We start from the raw sequence: 14,144 nt of genomic DNA on the forward strand, positions 1-14,144 counted from the left end.
TCATCATATTTGTTTTCTTTCATCTGAATTCCCCTTGTTTAAAAAGTTATTTATCTCCGTTGCAATTTTCTTCACTTCTTTATAAGGCTTCCCGGTCATATCATAGCATTCAAAAAGTGAAAGACCGAGTAATTCAAAAATATGATTAACCCTTTGGCGTATTTTTCAGGTTTATATTAAAAAGTTTCAAGCAGTTTTATAGCTTTCTTTTCGCCTATTCGAACGTGGTGGAAAGTACGCGAACATAAATTCCCGCGCCCCTATGCGCACGCAGTGCGCTCACGTGCCGAAGGCACATATCGCGCCAGAGGCATATCGCACGCGAATGAAATGTAGCGTATATCGCAAATCCGTGAGGATTTATATCGCTTTAGTTTGTCTGCTTCGTCAGACAAACTAAACTTTCCACGTGGCTGGAGAGGACAGAATGAATGTCATTTGAGTACGTCCGTTCTCGGAAACATATCCACTTCGCTTTTGGCACTATCGGTATACGGGAACATATCCAATCTCTCTCAGGAATGTATACCATACTTTTAAAAGGCAGAATAGCATTTTAACTAATGCTACCCTACCTATAACTAAACATTTACAGTTGCATGTGGCCTATTGTTTTTAGCCGTTAAATATTTTATAACTATTAAATAGCGATACAAATTGTTCGAAACTAATATTGTTTATATCATATATTCTCGCATATTTTAAAGCTTTATTAAATTGATTTTTTGTAAACAGTTTTTCATACTCTTTGTTAACCCATTTCATTACAAAAGTTTCATATTTTTTTCTCTCTTTAAATGCCATTTTTGCTGGCTTTCTTTTTAATACAATTAATGCGCTATCCACTTTAGGTTTTGGATGGAAATAATACCTGGGAATTTTTGCTAATATAGAAATATCTACCTCTGCCATTAACAGCAATGCTAGTGATCTGTTTGTATCTAATAACATTTTAGCAAAACCATATTCTACTATTAAATAACTTATTGTGGCTGAACTTTCAAAAACAATTTTTCGAATTATATTTGTGCTTATGTTGTAAGGTATGCTGCCAAATATTTTATATGGATTGTGGCTAGGAAATGTAAATTTTAGTATATCATCATTTACTATTTGATAGTTAGGATAATTTAAGAGCTTATTACGAGTTACCTCACATAATTTAGAATCAATTTCTATCGCCGTAACAAAATTACATCTCTTTACCAATTCAGCAGTAAAATGACCTTTCCCTGCACCTATTTCAAAGATGTTATCTTTTTCATCTAAACTTATGCAATTCATTATTTTTTCTATGTGATATTTTGAAGTAATAAAATTTTGACTATCTTTTATATTTACTTTGTTCATTATAACCCCTCCTTAATTTATTTCATTAACAAACAGTTTTTATGTTTTCATTTGGATATAGTTTTTTCTTATCTGGTCCTATCATAGGATACACCTCTCTTTCATACTTTTATATATTTTCTATCGTGTTTTATATGATTCATTATTTTGATACCATAGCAAAGCATCCTTTTCTAGTTGCTTTACAAATGCATCCTTACCAGTGCAGTAGCCTTCAATATCCTCCGAGAATCGATAAGCCAGCTCCATCTTTAATTCACCATACTCTAAAGCGATGTCTGGATGTGTACGCAGAAAGTCCCTTACTGCTATATGCCTATTAATATCTTTGTGATTGCTTTGCTCAAAAATATGAATCTGGTGTGTCCTGTTATCGCCGCCTTTGCGGAAATATCTACGTCCTTCAATACCAAACTCACCCATACACTCATAACCAATCGCTACAAATTCTTTGTTATGCTTATCAACCAAACTAATATTTGTCACTACGGGCATTATATCAATGATTGATTTAGCGGCTAACCCTTTGACTGCTGTACTGCCAATATGGTAAACCTCCACCAATATATCCTTCAATATATTCTTTATCTTCTGTGATTCATTTTCATACTCTACTTCCCAAAAGGGGTCGTACGGAACTACTCGTATAAACAATATAAACCCTCCAATCTCATTCTCAACGAATAATATTTTTAGAAAAAAGTCTTTATACTTTTTAACAATGGAGCCGCCAGCCAGAACAGACTATACTGATCAGCGACTACCTTAAATTTAATGTTTCAGATTTATTTTCTTATCTCTAATTTCATAAACTACATCAGCTACATTTTCGAGTAAGCGTTTATCGTGGGTGATAAACACGATAGTTCCGGCATACTCCTTCATTAGTATTTCCAAAGCCTCTAAACTTGGTATGTCAAGGAAGTTACTGGGTTCATCCATTAGTAGGATGTTATATCTACCCATGAGCATTTTAGCTAGCAACAATTTTATAATTTCTCCACCGCTTAAAACAGATAAGCTTTTTCCAATATCGTTCTGTTTGAACCCCATAGATGCTAGCACTGAACGAATTTCTGATATATTGTAATCACAATCCTCCTGCATAAACTCCATGACATTCTGATTACTGTTGTACTTGTAACCATTCTGTGCAAAGTAACCTATTTTTGCCTTAGGTGAAATAGAAATTCCTTCTTCATGGTTTAAGATCATTTGGATTAAAGTTGTTTTTCCGGTTCCATTACCACCAGTTAACGCCACTTTTGCTCCTAGAGGAATTTGAAAAGATGCATTTTCAAACAGTGCCTTATCCCCAAATATTTTATTAATTTCCGTACCGACTATAGGGTATGGATTATGGAGCTCCAATGCTTTACTTTGCCTGAAACGAATTCTGCGAATGTCTTCCGGAGCTTCTACATTTCCTAAGGCTGCAATCCTGTGCTCTAGGGATTTAGCGGCATTATGCATCTTTTTTTCCTTACTTCCTATTGATTTTTGATGAGCTAAACGCCCTCCGCCTTCAGTACTTTTTTTCTTTGAAGCACCTTTCGCCTTCTGTTCTATTTTACGAGCCTGTTTTCGCTTTTCCTCCGCAGCCCTTTCCAATCGGGCACGTTCCGCAATAAATTGTTCGTATTCTGCAGCTTGGCTCTTGCGTTCTTCCTCTTTCTGACGAAGATAATCAGAATAGTTTCCCCAATACTCAGTGATTTTGCCATCTTTCAGTTCCCATATTTTATCTACTATTTCATCAAGAAAATAGCGGTCATGGCTAATAACTAACAGTGCACCTGTAAAATATTTTAGCTGTCCAATTAGAAAATCAATTCCTTCACGGTCTAAATGGCTCGTAGGTTCATCCGCTAAAATACCATGAACCTGTGCCGATAAGGCCTGTGCTATTTTAAGCCTTGTTTCTTCACCACCGCTCATGGTCTGTATATCTAATTGCTCAACACCGAGCTTGCCTACAAGTGCAAAATCTTTTTCCACCTGCAAAGTTACTTCGTCCAACTGGGGAATATAGGCAAGTTCACCCAGACGATTCATTTTACATCCTGGGGGAGTTAATTCTCCTAAAAGTACCCTGAGTAAAGTGCTTTTTCCAGCACCATTTGCTCCTACTAAACCAATACGGTCATAATCATATACTTCTAATTCATTTATATCTAAAACATCGCGTCCTTTGAATTCCACACGAATATCTTTTGCTTTTAATATCAATTCCATAACATTTCCTCCTGTCTATAATCGCATGTTTTCTTTTGCTTGTACGCAGGGAAAACCCTGCGATTTTAGCAGGAAGAATTACATGAAAATTAAATACATAAATATGGTCCCTCCTATGAATTTTGTTTTAAATCTAATTTTCTAACCTCAGTTATCATGGGGCAAGCTATGGCAATGCCAATAATTAAAACACCTGATAGTAAAAACCAATGATTTACACCGATTCTATCAGCAAAGAACCCAGATAGAATTAACCCAATTGGCATAGCAAGTGACATGATACTTCCGGTCAAAGAAAATACACGTCCTAAATATTCAGGCTTAATTTTCTCCTGAAAAAGAGCTGTTTGCACACCGCTGTAAAACGGAACCGAAAGCCCCATTATTGCACAGCAGACTACAAATATGAAAAATCCACTTTGGGGAAGTAATCCTGAAATGGTTAAGCTTATCCCCATCATAAAAATGGATGCCGTTATTAATAAGATTCGCTTTTGGTAATTCCCAAATAACCCTAATAATAGACCCCCTATCAACATACCAGAGGCATAAGCAATCTCCGTAATAGAAATATGCATCGGTGTACCATTAAAACATTCCATAGTGATTAAAGGATATAAAGCATTTATGGGCATATAAACAAACATATATAATGTTCCAACGAGTAATAAAGCAAATAATCCTTTATTTTGCCGTAGTACAGCCATTCCTTCTTTCATTTCTCTTATGAAATTTGGTTCCAAACTTTGCACTCGATCACCCAGCTTAGGTATACGTACAATTGCTACCGTAATAGATGCAATCACAGCACCCAATACGTCGATGGCAATAATAGCATTTAAATCCCAAACGGAGTATAAGAGTGCTGCAACTGCCGGACTAACAATATAGCTTATAGACTGCAAAGACTGACTATAGCCTGCGCATTTCGTTAGCTGCTCTTCTGGTACTAAAAGTGGTGTAACCGAATTGAGTGCTGGGGTATGAAAAGCTGTTCCAATGCTACGGATAAACAATACTATCATAACCATCCAGACAGGTAGCTCCATATAGAATGCAACAATAGCTAGCACGGCCCCAGCTGCTGCGATAATTAAATCAGCACCAATCATTATCTTCTTCCTATCATGACGATCCACTAATACACCAATGGCTGGTCCAAAGACCGCATAGGGTAAAAAACCTACAAGTGAAGCCATAGACAAGACCATCGCAGATCCTGTTTTTTCTGTAAGGTAAAAAATAATCGCCATTTGCAGGATGGCACTAGTGATTAATGATACTGCCTGCCCTGCCCATATTGTATAAAACTTAAGTTTCCAATTGTTGTATTTTTCCATTTATATTATCTCCCTTAATTCCGCAACACTTTGATTTAACTTTATTTATAAGTTCCTGAGCAACAAAAAGTTGCTCAGGATTTTGCCGTGTCAGATTTTTCACTTATCTTAGTGTTGCAATTAGAAAACAAGCGAAAATCGTAACAAGGCGCTGCATAGGTACAAATAAAATTCGAAAAACTCACACCTTTTGGAGGAATTTTTTCAATCATGGAGAAATTTGACTCCATGCTTTCACCCGTTATCGACTCAACACTGGGTCAGAGATGCCGCAGTATCATCGGATATCAGTTCAGCGAGATAGTCCGTTCGCTGATGAGCGTTTATTTCTGTGGCGGCTCATGCGTGGAAGATGTAACGTCACAACTGATGCGCCATCTCTCGTATCATCCTACCCTTCGTACATGCAGCTCTGATACCATCCTCAGAGCCATCAAGGAACTGACACAGGAAAACATCTCCTATACTTCCGACCAAGGCAAGACCTATGATTTCAATACTGCAGACAAACTCAACACATTGCTTATAAACGCTTTGGTTTCTACAGGCGAGTTGAAGGAAATTGAGGAATACGATGTTGACTTTGACCATCAGTTTCTTGAAACGGAGAAGTATGATGCAAAACCGACCTACAAAAAGTTCCTCGGCTACAGGCCTGGCGTATATGTTATCGGTGACAAGATAGTCTATATCGAGAACAGCGATGGCAACACGAATGTGCGTTTTCATCAGGCAGACACCCATAAGAGATTCTTCGCTCTTCTGGAATCCCAGAACATCCGTGTAAATCGCTTCAGGGCAGACTGCGGTTCCTGCTCGAAGGAAATCGTCAGTGAGATAGAGAAGCATTGCAAACTTTTCTACATCCGTGCCAACCGATGCAGTTCGCTCTACAATGACATCTTTGCTCTGAGAGGATGGAAGACGGAGGAGATTAACGGCATCCAGTTCGAACTCAATTCCATTCTCGTTGAGAAGTGGGAAGGCAAGTGCTATCGTCTTGTCATCCAGAGACAAAGACGCAACAGCGGCGACCTTGACCTGTGGGAAGGCGAATACACTTACCGTTGTATTCTGACCAACGATTACAAGTCATCGACAAGGGACATTGTTGAATTCTACAATCTGCGTGGCGGCAAGGAACGTATCTTTGACGACATGAACAACGGATTCGGTTGGAGCAGGCTCCCCAAGTCATTCATGGCGGAGAATACTGTCTTTCTTCTGCTTACTGCATTGATACACAATTTCTACAAAACCATCATGAGCAGGCTTGACACCAAGGCTTTTGGGCTCAAGAAAACGAGTCGCATAAAGGCTTTTGTCTTCAGATTCATCTCCGTACCTGCCAAGTGGATCATGACTGCAAGGCAATACGTGCTGAATATCTACACAGAGAACCGCGCTTATGCAAAACCCTTCAAAACAGAATTCGGATAAGAATCCTTTCTTTCCGGTTAGAATATGCGTATTGCCTCAAGTCGCATTGTGGGGTAAGGGGAAGGTATGCACAAATCGGACAAAATTCACGCTCATACTATCATGATGCATAGTGTTCAAGCTCTTTACTGCAATTGAGATTGCCATTGAGATTGCTTGCGGATTTTAGGATATATAGGGGCATGTTCTTCAACTCCCGGACAATCCTCTCTACGGTTGCATCATCCACAGTACCACGCATCTGTCCCACGCAGAGGGCAAGCAGCATCAGCACCGTTACCTGTCCTGTAAAAGCCTTGGTAGAAGCCACACCTATCTCAGGTCCTACATGGATGTATGTCCCGGAATCCGTATTTCTTGGGATAGAGGCACCCACGACGTTGCAGATGCCATACACAAAAGCCCCCTTGCTCCGTGCCAACTGTATGGCGGCAACGGTTCCGAGCGGTCATACTTCCTTTGTAACTCCATACACTTCTCAAAGGAGAAGTCGGATGCCTCAAAAAGAGGCTGGATAAGGTGGGCGCATTCGTTCAGCAGTCCCTTGACGATGTGGATGTTCATCTCGTGGCAGTTTCGGCAAATTGCACTGTTGCAGTTGATATACCGATGACTGTTGATGAAGTCATCCACATAGCGGTCATACCGCTTGCCATTCAAAATCACATCCTGAAGATAGAGTTCTCTCGCTTCTAAGAGTAACTCAAACAATTCTTCTGCTACATCCTGTTCGGTAGCGAAGTGGGTCAGGTGTTGCTTCTCTTCAAAAAAAGAGAAGACTTTTTAATTTGTTTTTGCATACTAAATTACTTATTTATAAGTTTATGACGACTGAAATATAAAAATTACACAACATGGTTCAGTATTAGGTTATAATTCTTGTAAAGTTACATTCCTCCTCCCAACGCATGGTAAAGTTTAATTATACTTTGTATGCGTTCAAAACGAGTTTGTAACTGTTGCACTTCCGCTTCGAGAAGAGACTGTTTGGCGGTCAGCACTTCCAGATAGGTGGTATTGGAATGACGCATCAGCGATTCTGTCTTTCGCACAGCGTCGCATAATGTTTCAACCTGCCGAGCATTGATTTCAATTTGCGATTTTGCCGTCTGCCATGCGGTCAGAGCATCGTTCACTTCCTTTCCTGCGTTCAGTAATGATTGCCGGAACAACAGTTTGGCTTCTTCCTGACGGCTTTTGGCTATCTTCAAGTTGGCGATGTTTACGCCCCGGTTGAATAACGGCTGTGTCAGGGAACCGATGGCATTAAGTAACCATTGTCCGGGATTTACGATTACGCCACCGCCGTTATTAGTCCATCCAAGAATTCCCGAGAGGGTAATATTGGGATAGAAGGCGGCACGGGCCGCATTGGTGGCGTAGAATGCTTGCGCCAGTTCCATTTCAGCCTGACGCACGTCGGGACGGTTGGAAAGCAGTTGCAAAGGGACTCCGATCGAGACAGTATCGGGGAAAGCAGCCTCGGCCAGATCACTTCGTCCAATCGAGTGTGACGGCATGGCAAGTATCGCAGACAGGGCGTTTTCTGTTTCGGAAATACTCTTGCGTATGGATAACAGGGATGCTTCGAGTCGCATCACGTTCGCCTTTGCCTGCAATACGCCAGCCTCGTTTGATTTCCCCACTTTTTTCAACGCTTCAAGAGTGCGTACGGTAGTCCGCCAGTTCTCCAAAGTCCGGTTACTTATTGTCATTTGTGCGTCAAGCATGGCAAGGGTGTAGTAACTGTCTGCAATAGTGGCGACAAGCTGTGTCTGTACGGCCTGCCGGTAGGCACGGCTTCCTTGTAATGCGGCGGCTGCGCCACGCTTTGCCGCCGTAAGTTTGCCGAAGATGTCCAGTTCCCAGCTTGCCGACGCTCCCACATTATATGTCTTTGCCGTTGCTCCGTCATGTTTATTGGCATTACCTTCGGCAGTCAGTCCCAGTGATGGAAGATATGATAGTCTGGCAGTCATCAGGACGGCTTCTGCCGCTTCCACGCGTAACCGTGCCACATTGAGGTCTGCGTTCCGTTCAAGTCCGGTTTCAATCAAGGACTGGAGTTTCGGGTCGGTAAACATTTCCCGCCACGACAGGGACGCGATGGTCATTGTATCAATGTCCGCCGGCATGTCCCGATACAGATTCTCCGTTGAGAGGTCAGGGCGATGATACCGGCTGTATGTGCCACAGCCGGCAAGCATCCATCCCGACAATATGATATATATTACTGTCTTCTTCATTTAATTATGCTTAACACGTTCTTGGATATATTGGAATACAATAAACAATGACGGCACAAGGAACAACAGAGCCAAAGTACCTACAATCATTCCACCGATTACACCTGTGGCAAGCGAACGGCTGCCGTTGGCACCCACTCCGTGCGCCATCATCAGCGGGACAAGACCGAACACCATGGACAACACAGTCATCAATATGGGGCGCAGGCGGACTTTTGCCGCACTGTATGCCGCCTGTGCCAGCGTCATGCCTTCCGACCGCCGTTTACCGGCGTATTCGGTAAGCAGGATCGCTGTCTTGGCAAGCAGGCCTATAATCATGATAAGTCCGGTCTGCATGTAGATGTTGTTCTCCAGACCGAAGAGCCACGCAAACAGGAAACTGCCCATCAGTCCGCAAGGCACCGACAACAGAACCGCGAAGGGTATGAACACGCTCTCATACAAGGCGCACAGAATCAGATAGACCAGAACCATGCAGAGCAGGAATATAAGCGTGGCATTGTTGGTCGTCTTGCTTTCCTCACGCGAAATGCCGCCAAACTCGTATGTGTAATTTGACGGAAGCACTTCACGTGCCGTCTCGCCGATGGCTTCGAGCACCTGCCCCGAACTGTAGCCCTGAGCCGGAGACCCGCTAATCGAGATGGCGTTGAACAGGTTGAAACGGGTGAGGTCTGACGGGCCGTTGGTCTTGGTCAGGCGCACGAACCGGCTCAAAGGCGACATGCCGCCATCGGTGGCACGCACATACATGTGGTGCAGGGATTCCGCATTCACACGATATTCCGCCGGAGCCTGCATGGTCACATGGTAGAGCTTGGAGAACCGGTTGAAGTCGGAAACATATTGTCCGGTATAATAGCCCGACAATGTGGAAAGCACATCTGCGGGCGACACACCCGACTGTTCGCATTTGGCGGCATCGATATCCACCCAGTATTGCGGATAATCCGTGGCAAAGGAGGAATAGACTTCGCCGATTTCGGGTCGCTGCGACAAGGCTTCGACAAACTTGTCTGCCTCTTCCTTGAAGGCGGCGATGTTTCCGCCCGCCTTGTCCTGCAAATAAAGCTCGAAACCGTTTCCCATGCCGTACCCGGCAATCATCGGAGGCGACATGGCGAACACCGTGGCATCGGGAATATCCGAAGTGGCGGCATAAATCTTTCCGATGACATCATTGACCGACTGCCCCTCTCCCTTACGCTGCTCCCAGTCTTTGAGTGTCACGAAATACATCGCCTGCGAGGGACCGGAACCGCTGAAAGAGAAACCGGCGACCGCACCGCTGTATTCAATCTCGCCGATGCTGTCGAGACGGCTGTTGATACGCTCCATCACCTTACTTGTCTGAGCCATGGATGTGCCGGGCTTCGTGTTCATGCTCACCATGACCGTCCCGGTGTCCTCTTCGGGAATAAGTCCCGTCTTTGTGACATTGACCAGCAGCACCAGCAACCCGAAAGAAATGCCTATGATGCTCCACAACAGCCATCGGCGATGGATAATGAACATCACTCCACGTACATAGCGTCGGCTCAGACGGTCGAAGACGGCATTGAACGCTTTACGGAAACGGGCTGCAAAATTGTTCTTGGTGTTGCCCTGCTCATCGATATAGGGTTTCAGCAGCAGCGCGCAAAGTGCCGGTGAGAGTGTGAAGGCATTGACTGCCGAGATTCCCACGGCAACAGCCATCGTGATACCGAACTGCGTGTAGAACGCTCCCGAAGTCCCGCCCATCATGGCAACGGGGAAAAACACTGCCATAAAGATGATGGTAGAGGTCAGGATAGCCGACGAAACGCCTTTCATGGCATCATCAGCCGCGAGAACCGCAGACTGATAGCCCTCGTCGAACTTCGCCTGCACCGCTTCCACCACCACAATGGCATCATCGACCACAGTTCCGATGGCAAGCACAAGCGCGAACAGGGTGAGCAGGTTGACGGAGAAGCCGATCATGGACATCACGGCGAACGTACCGATAATGGAGACGAAAATGGATATCGTAGGAATAAGCGTGGACTTAATATCTTGCAAAAATACATATACCACCACGATAACCAGAAGTATCGCTTCAATAAGTGTCCGGATAACAGAATTGATGGAAGCATACAGGAACTTGTTGGTATCGGTAAGCACCACGAATTCCGTCCCTTCGGGCAAGTCCCGGCTGAGGTCGTCAAGCACTTCGTGAATCTCCTTGATGGTGCTTGAAGCATTGGACCCGGCTTTCTGGTTGATGAGCATCATGGCTGCCGGATGCCCGTTCACTTCGGAGGAATAGTTGTAGTATTCATCGCCCAGTTCCACATCGGCAACCTCCTTCAGCCGAAGCACATTGCCGCCCGGCAGTGACTTGATGACCAACTCACCGAACTCTTCCGCGCCGGACAAGCGTCCGCGGTATTTCATCGTGTATTCATTGGCGGTAGGATGATTGGCACCGAAGGAGCCGGTGGCGGCCTCGATGTTCTGTCGTGCGAGTACGGTGGATATGTCATCGGGGATAAGCCCGTATTGCGCCATCTTGTCGGGACGCAGCCAAAGTCGCATGCTGTAGTTGGAACCGAACAACTGTGCCTTTCCCACGCCGCTGATACGTTTCAGCCTCGGCTCGACATTGATTTTCAAGTAATTGTTCAGGAAGGTCTGGTCGAAGCGGTCATCGGGCGAATAGAGCGCGAAAGTCATCAGTTCGGCATTCTGCTGCTTTTCAGTGGTGACACCGGTCTTGGTGGCTTCCGCCGGAAGCTGGCTCAGCGCGCCGTTCACGCGGTTCTGCACGTTTACCGCCGCCATGTCCGCGTTGGTTCCCTGCTTGAAATAGATGTTGATGGAAGCATCGCCCGTATTCGATGCCGTGGAAGTCATATAGGTCATGTCTTCCACGCCGTTGATGGCTTCTTCCAGAGGGGTTATCACTGCCTTCTGCACAGTTTCAGCGTTTGCTCCAGGATAAGTTGCGAATACGTTGATGGTCGGAGGTGCGATGTCGGGGTATTGTTCCACCGGCAAGGAAAACATGGAAATCATGCCCAACAGTACAATCACCACCGAGATAACGCCCGAAAACACCGGGCGGTCTATAAAAAATCGCAGGTTCATTTCGTTTCGTTTTTAGGGGTTATGCTCATGCCTTCTCTCACCAGTCCCACGCCTTCGGCGACAATGGTGTCACCGACCGAAAGACCTTCTTTTACGATAAACCGGTTGCCGTCGTTCAGGCGGTCCACCGTGAGATAGGCGGCTTCCGCCTGTCCGTTTTTCAGACGGTAAGCGATAATCTTGTCCTGCAGTTCCACGGTGGCGGTCATGGGAATGGTTACGGCCTCCGTTTTCGGGTTTTGAAGGATGACATTGCCGATGCTGCCACTCAACAGTTCGCGGTCGGGATTGGGGAACAGGGCTTTGATTTGTACCGTTCCGGTAACAGGATCCACCACGCCGCTTACGGTTTCAATACGTCCTTTCGCCTTGTACAGGCTGCCGTCGTTGAGTTGCAGGCCCACTTCCGGCGTCCCGGCTATCATGCTGTCAATCGAGCCATAGCGAGCCGAATATCGCCGTAGCATATTCTCCGAAATGGAGAAATAGGCATACATCTCCGCATTGTCGGACACGACCGTGAAAGGCTGTGCCATATTGGGACCGACAAGCGCACCGATGCGATAGGGCAATGTGCCTACTACTCCGTTGCTCGGGCTTTTGATTTCCGTATAGGAGAGATTGTTGCGTGCATCCGATTCTTGTGCCTTTGCCTGTTCGAGTTCAGCACACGCCACTGCCAGTTGGTTCCGGGCGAGAGAAAGCTCGTAGTCGGATATGACCTTCTCGTCAAACAATGCCTGCTTGCCCCGCAGCTCGATTCTTGCCGTTTCCACTTTTGCCTGTGCCGCGCTGACATTGGCCTGCGCCGTGCGTAATGCCGCCCGATAGGGCACTTGGTCAATTACAGCCAATACTTGACCGGTCTTCACCCGTTCACCCTCTTTCACTTTCAGACGGATAATGCGCCCGGATATTTGCGGCAGGATGTCCACATCCTGCCGTCCGCGTATGGCGGCGGAATAGGACTCGGAGATTTCCACCGGACTTGCCGCGACCTTTATGACCCGATAACTCTGCACCGCATCCTGCTTGCCGTCCGCCTGCCTGCATCCGGTCGGCAGGAACAGCATGAGAGCAAATGCGGCGAAATTCGTGATAATGAATTGCTTGTTCATATTTTCTTCTTGTTTTGTATTAATTCATAATAGGTTTGGTGTGTCACCACTGACGGATGGTATTCCACTCTTTTTCGAGAATGGCATAAACACAGGTATCTTCATATTTTGGGGAGCCGTCAGGATTGTTTACGAATGTCACAAACTCTTTGAAACATCCTTCGCGGCGCATACCAAGACGTTCGCATAAGCGTTTGGAGCGGATATTGTCATCTTCCACAAATCCATAGATACGCCGTGCGCCCGCCTCTCGGAAAAGATAATCCAACAATCCGGCTGCCGCTTCACAAGCGAATCCTTTGCCTTCAAAACGTTTGTTGAAATGCCACCCCACATTATAAGTGTCTTCATTCTCACGCAAAGCGAACACGTCACCGATAATAAAGTCATCTTTTTTCAGACTCACCGCATAGCGCAGCATGTCTTTCGGGGAATACTGCATATATGCCCATGCCGCCTCTCTGGAACAAAGGCGGTCTCCGGCAAAGCAATTCACACGCGGATGGGAAAGATACTCCAACAACCCTTCGGCATCCTTCTGTTTGAAATTTCGAATGATAATTCGTTCGGTTTCGATATATATTTCCTTGTAATAATAAAATGGTATGAGTACGCCCAAAGTAGCGAAGGCAAGCATGGCATAGAGATACTGGTGGAACCAGATGAAGGTCATCCCGTAGAACAGGAAGGCAATGCTGCACAGCCCAGAGGCCAGTCCGTCGATGCCGTCGATGAGGTTGATGGCATTGATGATGAAAACCGTAACGAAAACGGTGAGAGGGATGCTAATCCACGACGGCATGGAATGGATGAACAGCATTCCGTGAAGGTCGGACAGTTCCACTCCGCCAGCCACCAGCATGATGCCGCAGACTATCTGGATAAAGAACTTGGCACGGTAGCGCACACCGATAAGGTCATCGGCAATGCCGACAAGGTACAACATGATGATGGCGCAGAAGGCGTATGCCAATGGCAACGCTTCTGCGCCTATTTCCTTAAGCAGCTCATCATGTCCGGTTGAGACATTGACCGCCAAAAGCAGGACAAAGGAGAAGAACACTACGGGCTTGAAGGCCATACCGCCAAGGCGAGGCACTACACACTGATGTATCTTCCGCTCGTCCGGCTCGTCGAACAGTCGCCTGCGGAAGGCGATGAGCAGAATCTGCGGTATCACGATTCCTGCGAAAAACACGCACAGGAAGAATACCGACAGGATGTTGACAATCCAAATTAAACTCATTCTCTATCTAACTTTAATAGGCCGTTTGTGTCGGTCTGTCCTGTACTAATCCCTC

General features: G+C 45.4%; 9 protein-coding genes and 3 pseudogenes. 1 reads left to right on the forward strand and 11 read right to left on the reverse strand.

Annotated elements, in window-relative coordinates:
- Positions 1-3: 3 nt before the first annotated feature.
- The 5 genes and pseudogenes from HMPREF2794_RS27510 to mef(A) form a co-directional block, all read right to left on the reverse strand.
- Positions 4-218, reverse strand: a pseudogene (locus tag HMPREF2794_RS27510) (nucleotidyltransferase domain-containing protein); the annotation flags it as partial.
- A 397-nt stretch (positions 219-615) separates the two neighbouring features.
- Positions 616-1,350 carry a 23S rRNA (adenine(2058)-N(6))-methyltransferase Erm(G) gene (gene erm(G), locus HMPREF2794_RS02785; protein ID WP_008021360.1) on the reverse strand — a complete coding sequence of 245 codons (735 nt, stop codon included), beginning with the start codon at positions 1,348-1,350 and terminating at the stop codon, positions 616-618.
- Between the two features lie 120 nt (positions 1,351-1,470).
- Positions 1,471-2,004 carry a GrpB family protein gene (locus HMPREF2794_RS02790; protein ID WP_008665086.1) on the reverse strand — a complete coding sequence of 178 codons (534 nt, stop codon included), beginning with the start codon at positions 2,002-2,004 and terminating at the stop codon, positions 1,471-1,473.
- A 117-nt stretch (positions 2,005-2,121) separates the two neighbouring features.
- Positions 2,122-3,585 (reverse strand): ABC-F type ribosomal protection protein Msr(D), encoded by a 1,464-nt coding sequence (gene msr(D) / locus HMPREF2794_RS02795; protein ID WP_008665088.1) that lies wholly within the window; start codon positions 3,583-3,585, stop codon positions 2,122-2,124.
- Positions 3,586-3,698: 113 nt separating this feature from the next.
- Complete coding sequence (mef(A), locus tag HMPREF2794_RS02800; RefSeq protein ID WP_008665090.1) at positions 3,699-4,925, reverse strand: macrolide efflux MFS transporter Mef(A); 1,227 nt, start codon at positions 4,923-4,925, stop codon at positions 3,699-3,701.
- 165 nt (positions 4,926-5,090) lie between these two features.
- Here mef(A) and HMPREF2794_RS02805 point away from each other — a divergent pair, with 165 nt between their 5' ends.
- Positions 5,091-6,365: an IS1380-like element IS612 family transposase gene (locus HMPREF2794_RS02805; protein WP_115474383.1), complete on the forward strand. Its 1,275-nt coding sequence runs from the start codon at positions 5,091-5,093 to the stop codon at positions 6,363-6,365.
- Positions 6,366-6,465: 100 nt separating this feature from the next.
- Here the strand turns inward: HMPREF2794_RS02805 and HMPREF2794_RS02810 are convergent.
- The 6 genes and pseudogenes from HMPREF2794_RS02810 to HMPREF2794_RS02830 all read right to left on the reverse strand — a co-directional run.
- Positions 6,466-6,804, reverse strand: a pseudogene (locus HMPREF2794_RS02810) (SIS domain-containing protein); the annotation flags it as partial.
- A pseudogene (locus HMPREF2794_RS29385) lies at positions 6,801-7,115 on the reverse strand (hypothetical protein); the annotation flags it as partial. The pseudogenes HMPREF2794_RS29385 and HMPREF2794_RS02810, both read right to left, overlap by 4 nt.
- Positions 7,116-7,252: 137 nt before the next feature.
- Entirely contained in the window at positions 7,253-8,611 is a 1,359-nt protein-coding gene (locus HMPREF2794_RS02815) for an efflux transporter outer membrane subunit (protein WP_005816221.1), read from the reverse strand.
- The gene (locus HMPREF2794_RS02820) at positions 8,612-11,725 is read right to left on the reverse strand and encodes an efflux RND transporter permease subunit (RefSeq protein WP_009126928.1); all 3,114 of its coding nucleotides are present in this window, start codon (positions 11,723-11,725) and stop codon (positions 8,612-8,614) included. It abuts the gene before it with no gap.
- Positions 11,722-12,843, reverse strand: a complete 1,122-nt coding sequence (locus tag HMPREF2794_RS02825) for an efflux RND transporter periplasmic adaptor subunit (RefSeq protein WP_005809248.1) — start codon at positions 12,841-12,843, stop codon at positions 11,722-11,724. The genes HMPREF2794_RS02820 and HMPREF2794_RS02825 overlap by 4 nt, the downstream gene beginning before the upstream one ends.
- Before the next feature lie 43 nt (positions 12,844-12,886).
- Positions 12,887-14,089, reverse strand: coding sequence for a GNAT family N-acetyltransferase (locus tag HMPREF2794_RS02830; RefSeq protein WP_008021343.1), 1,203 nt, complete (start codon positions 14,087-14,089; stop codon positions 12,887-12,889).
- Positions 14,090-14,144: the final 55 nt, after the last annotated feature.

The sequence above is a fragment of the Bacteroides sp. HMSC067B03 genome (assembly GCF_001811315.1).
GTDB classification, from domain to species: Bacteria; Bacteroidota; Bacteroidia; order Bacteroidales; family Bacteroidaceae; genus Bacteroides; species Bacteroides faecis.

Excerpts from the sequence above, each read along its gene's own strand:
- HMPREF2794_RS02830 (WP_008021343.1), bottom strand. The coding sequence starts at position 14,089 with ATGAGTTTAATTTGGATTGTCAACATCCTGTCGGTATTCTTCCTGTGC.
- HMPREF2794_RS02825 (WP_005809248.1), bottom strand. The coding sequence starts at position 12,843 with ATGAACAAGCAATTCATTATCACGAATTTCGCCGCATTTGCTCTCATG.
- HMPREF2794_RS02815 (WP_005816221.1), bottom strand. The coding sequence starts at position 8,611 with ATGAAGAAGACAGTAATATATATCATATTGTCGGGATGGATGCTTGCC.
- HMPREF2794_RS02820 (WP_009126928.1), bottom strand. The coding sequence starts at position 11,725 with ATGAACCTGCGATTTTTTATAGACCGCCCGGTGTTTTCGGGCGTTATC.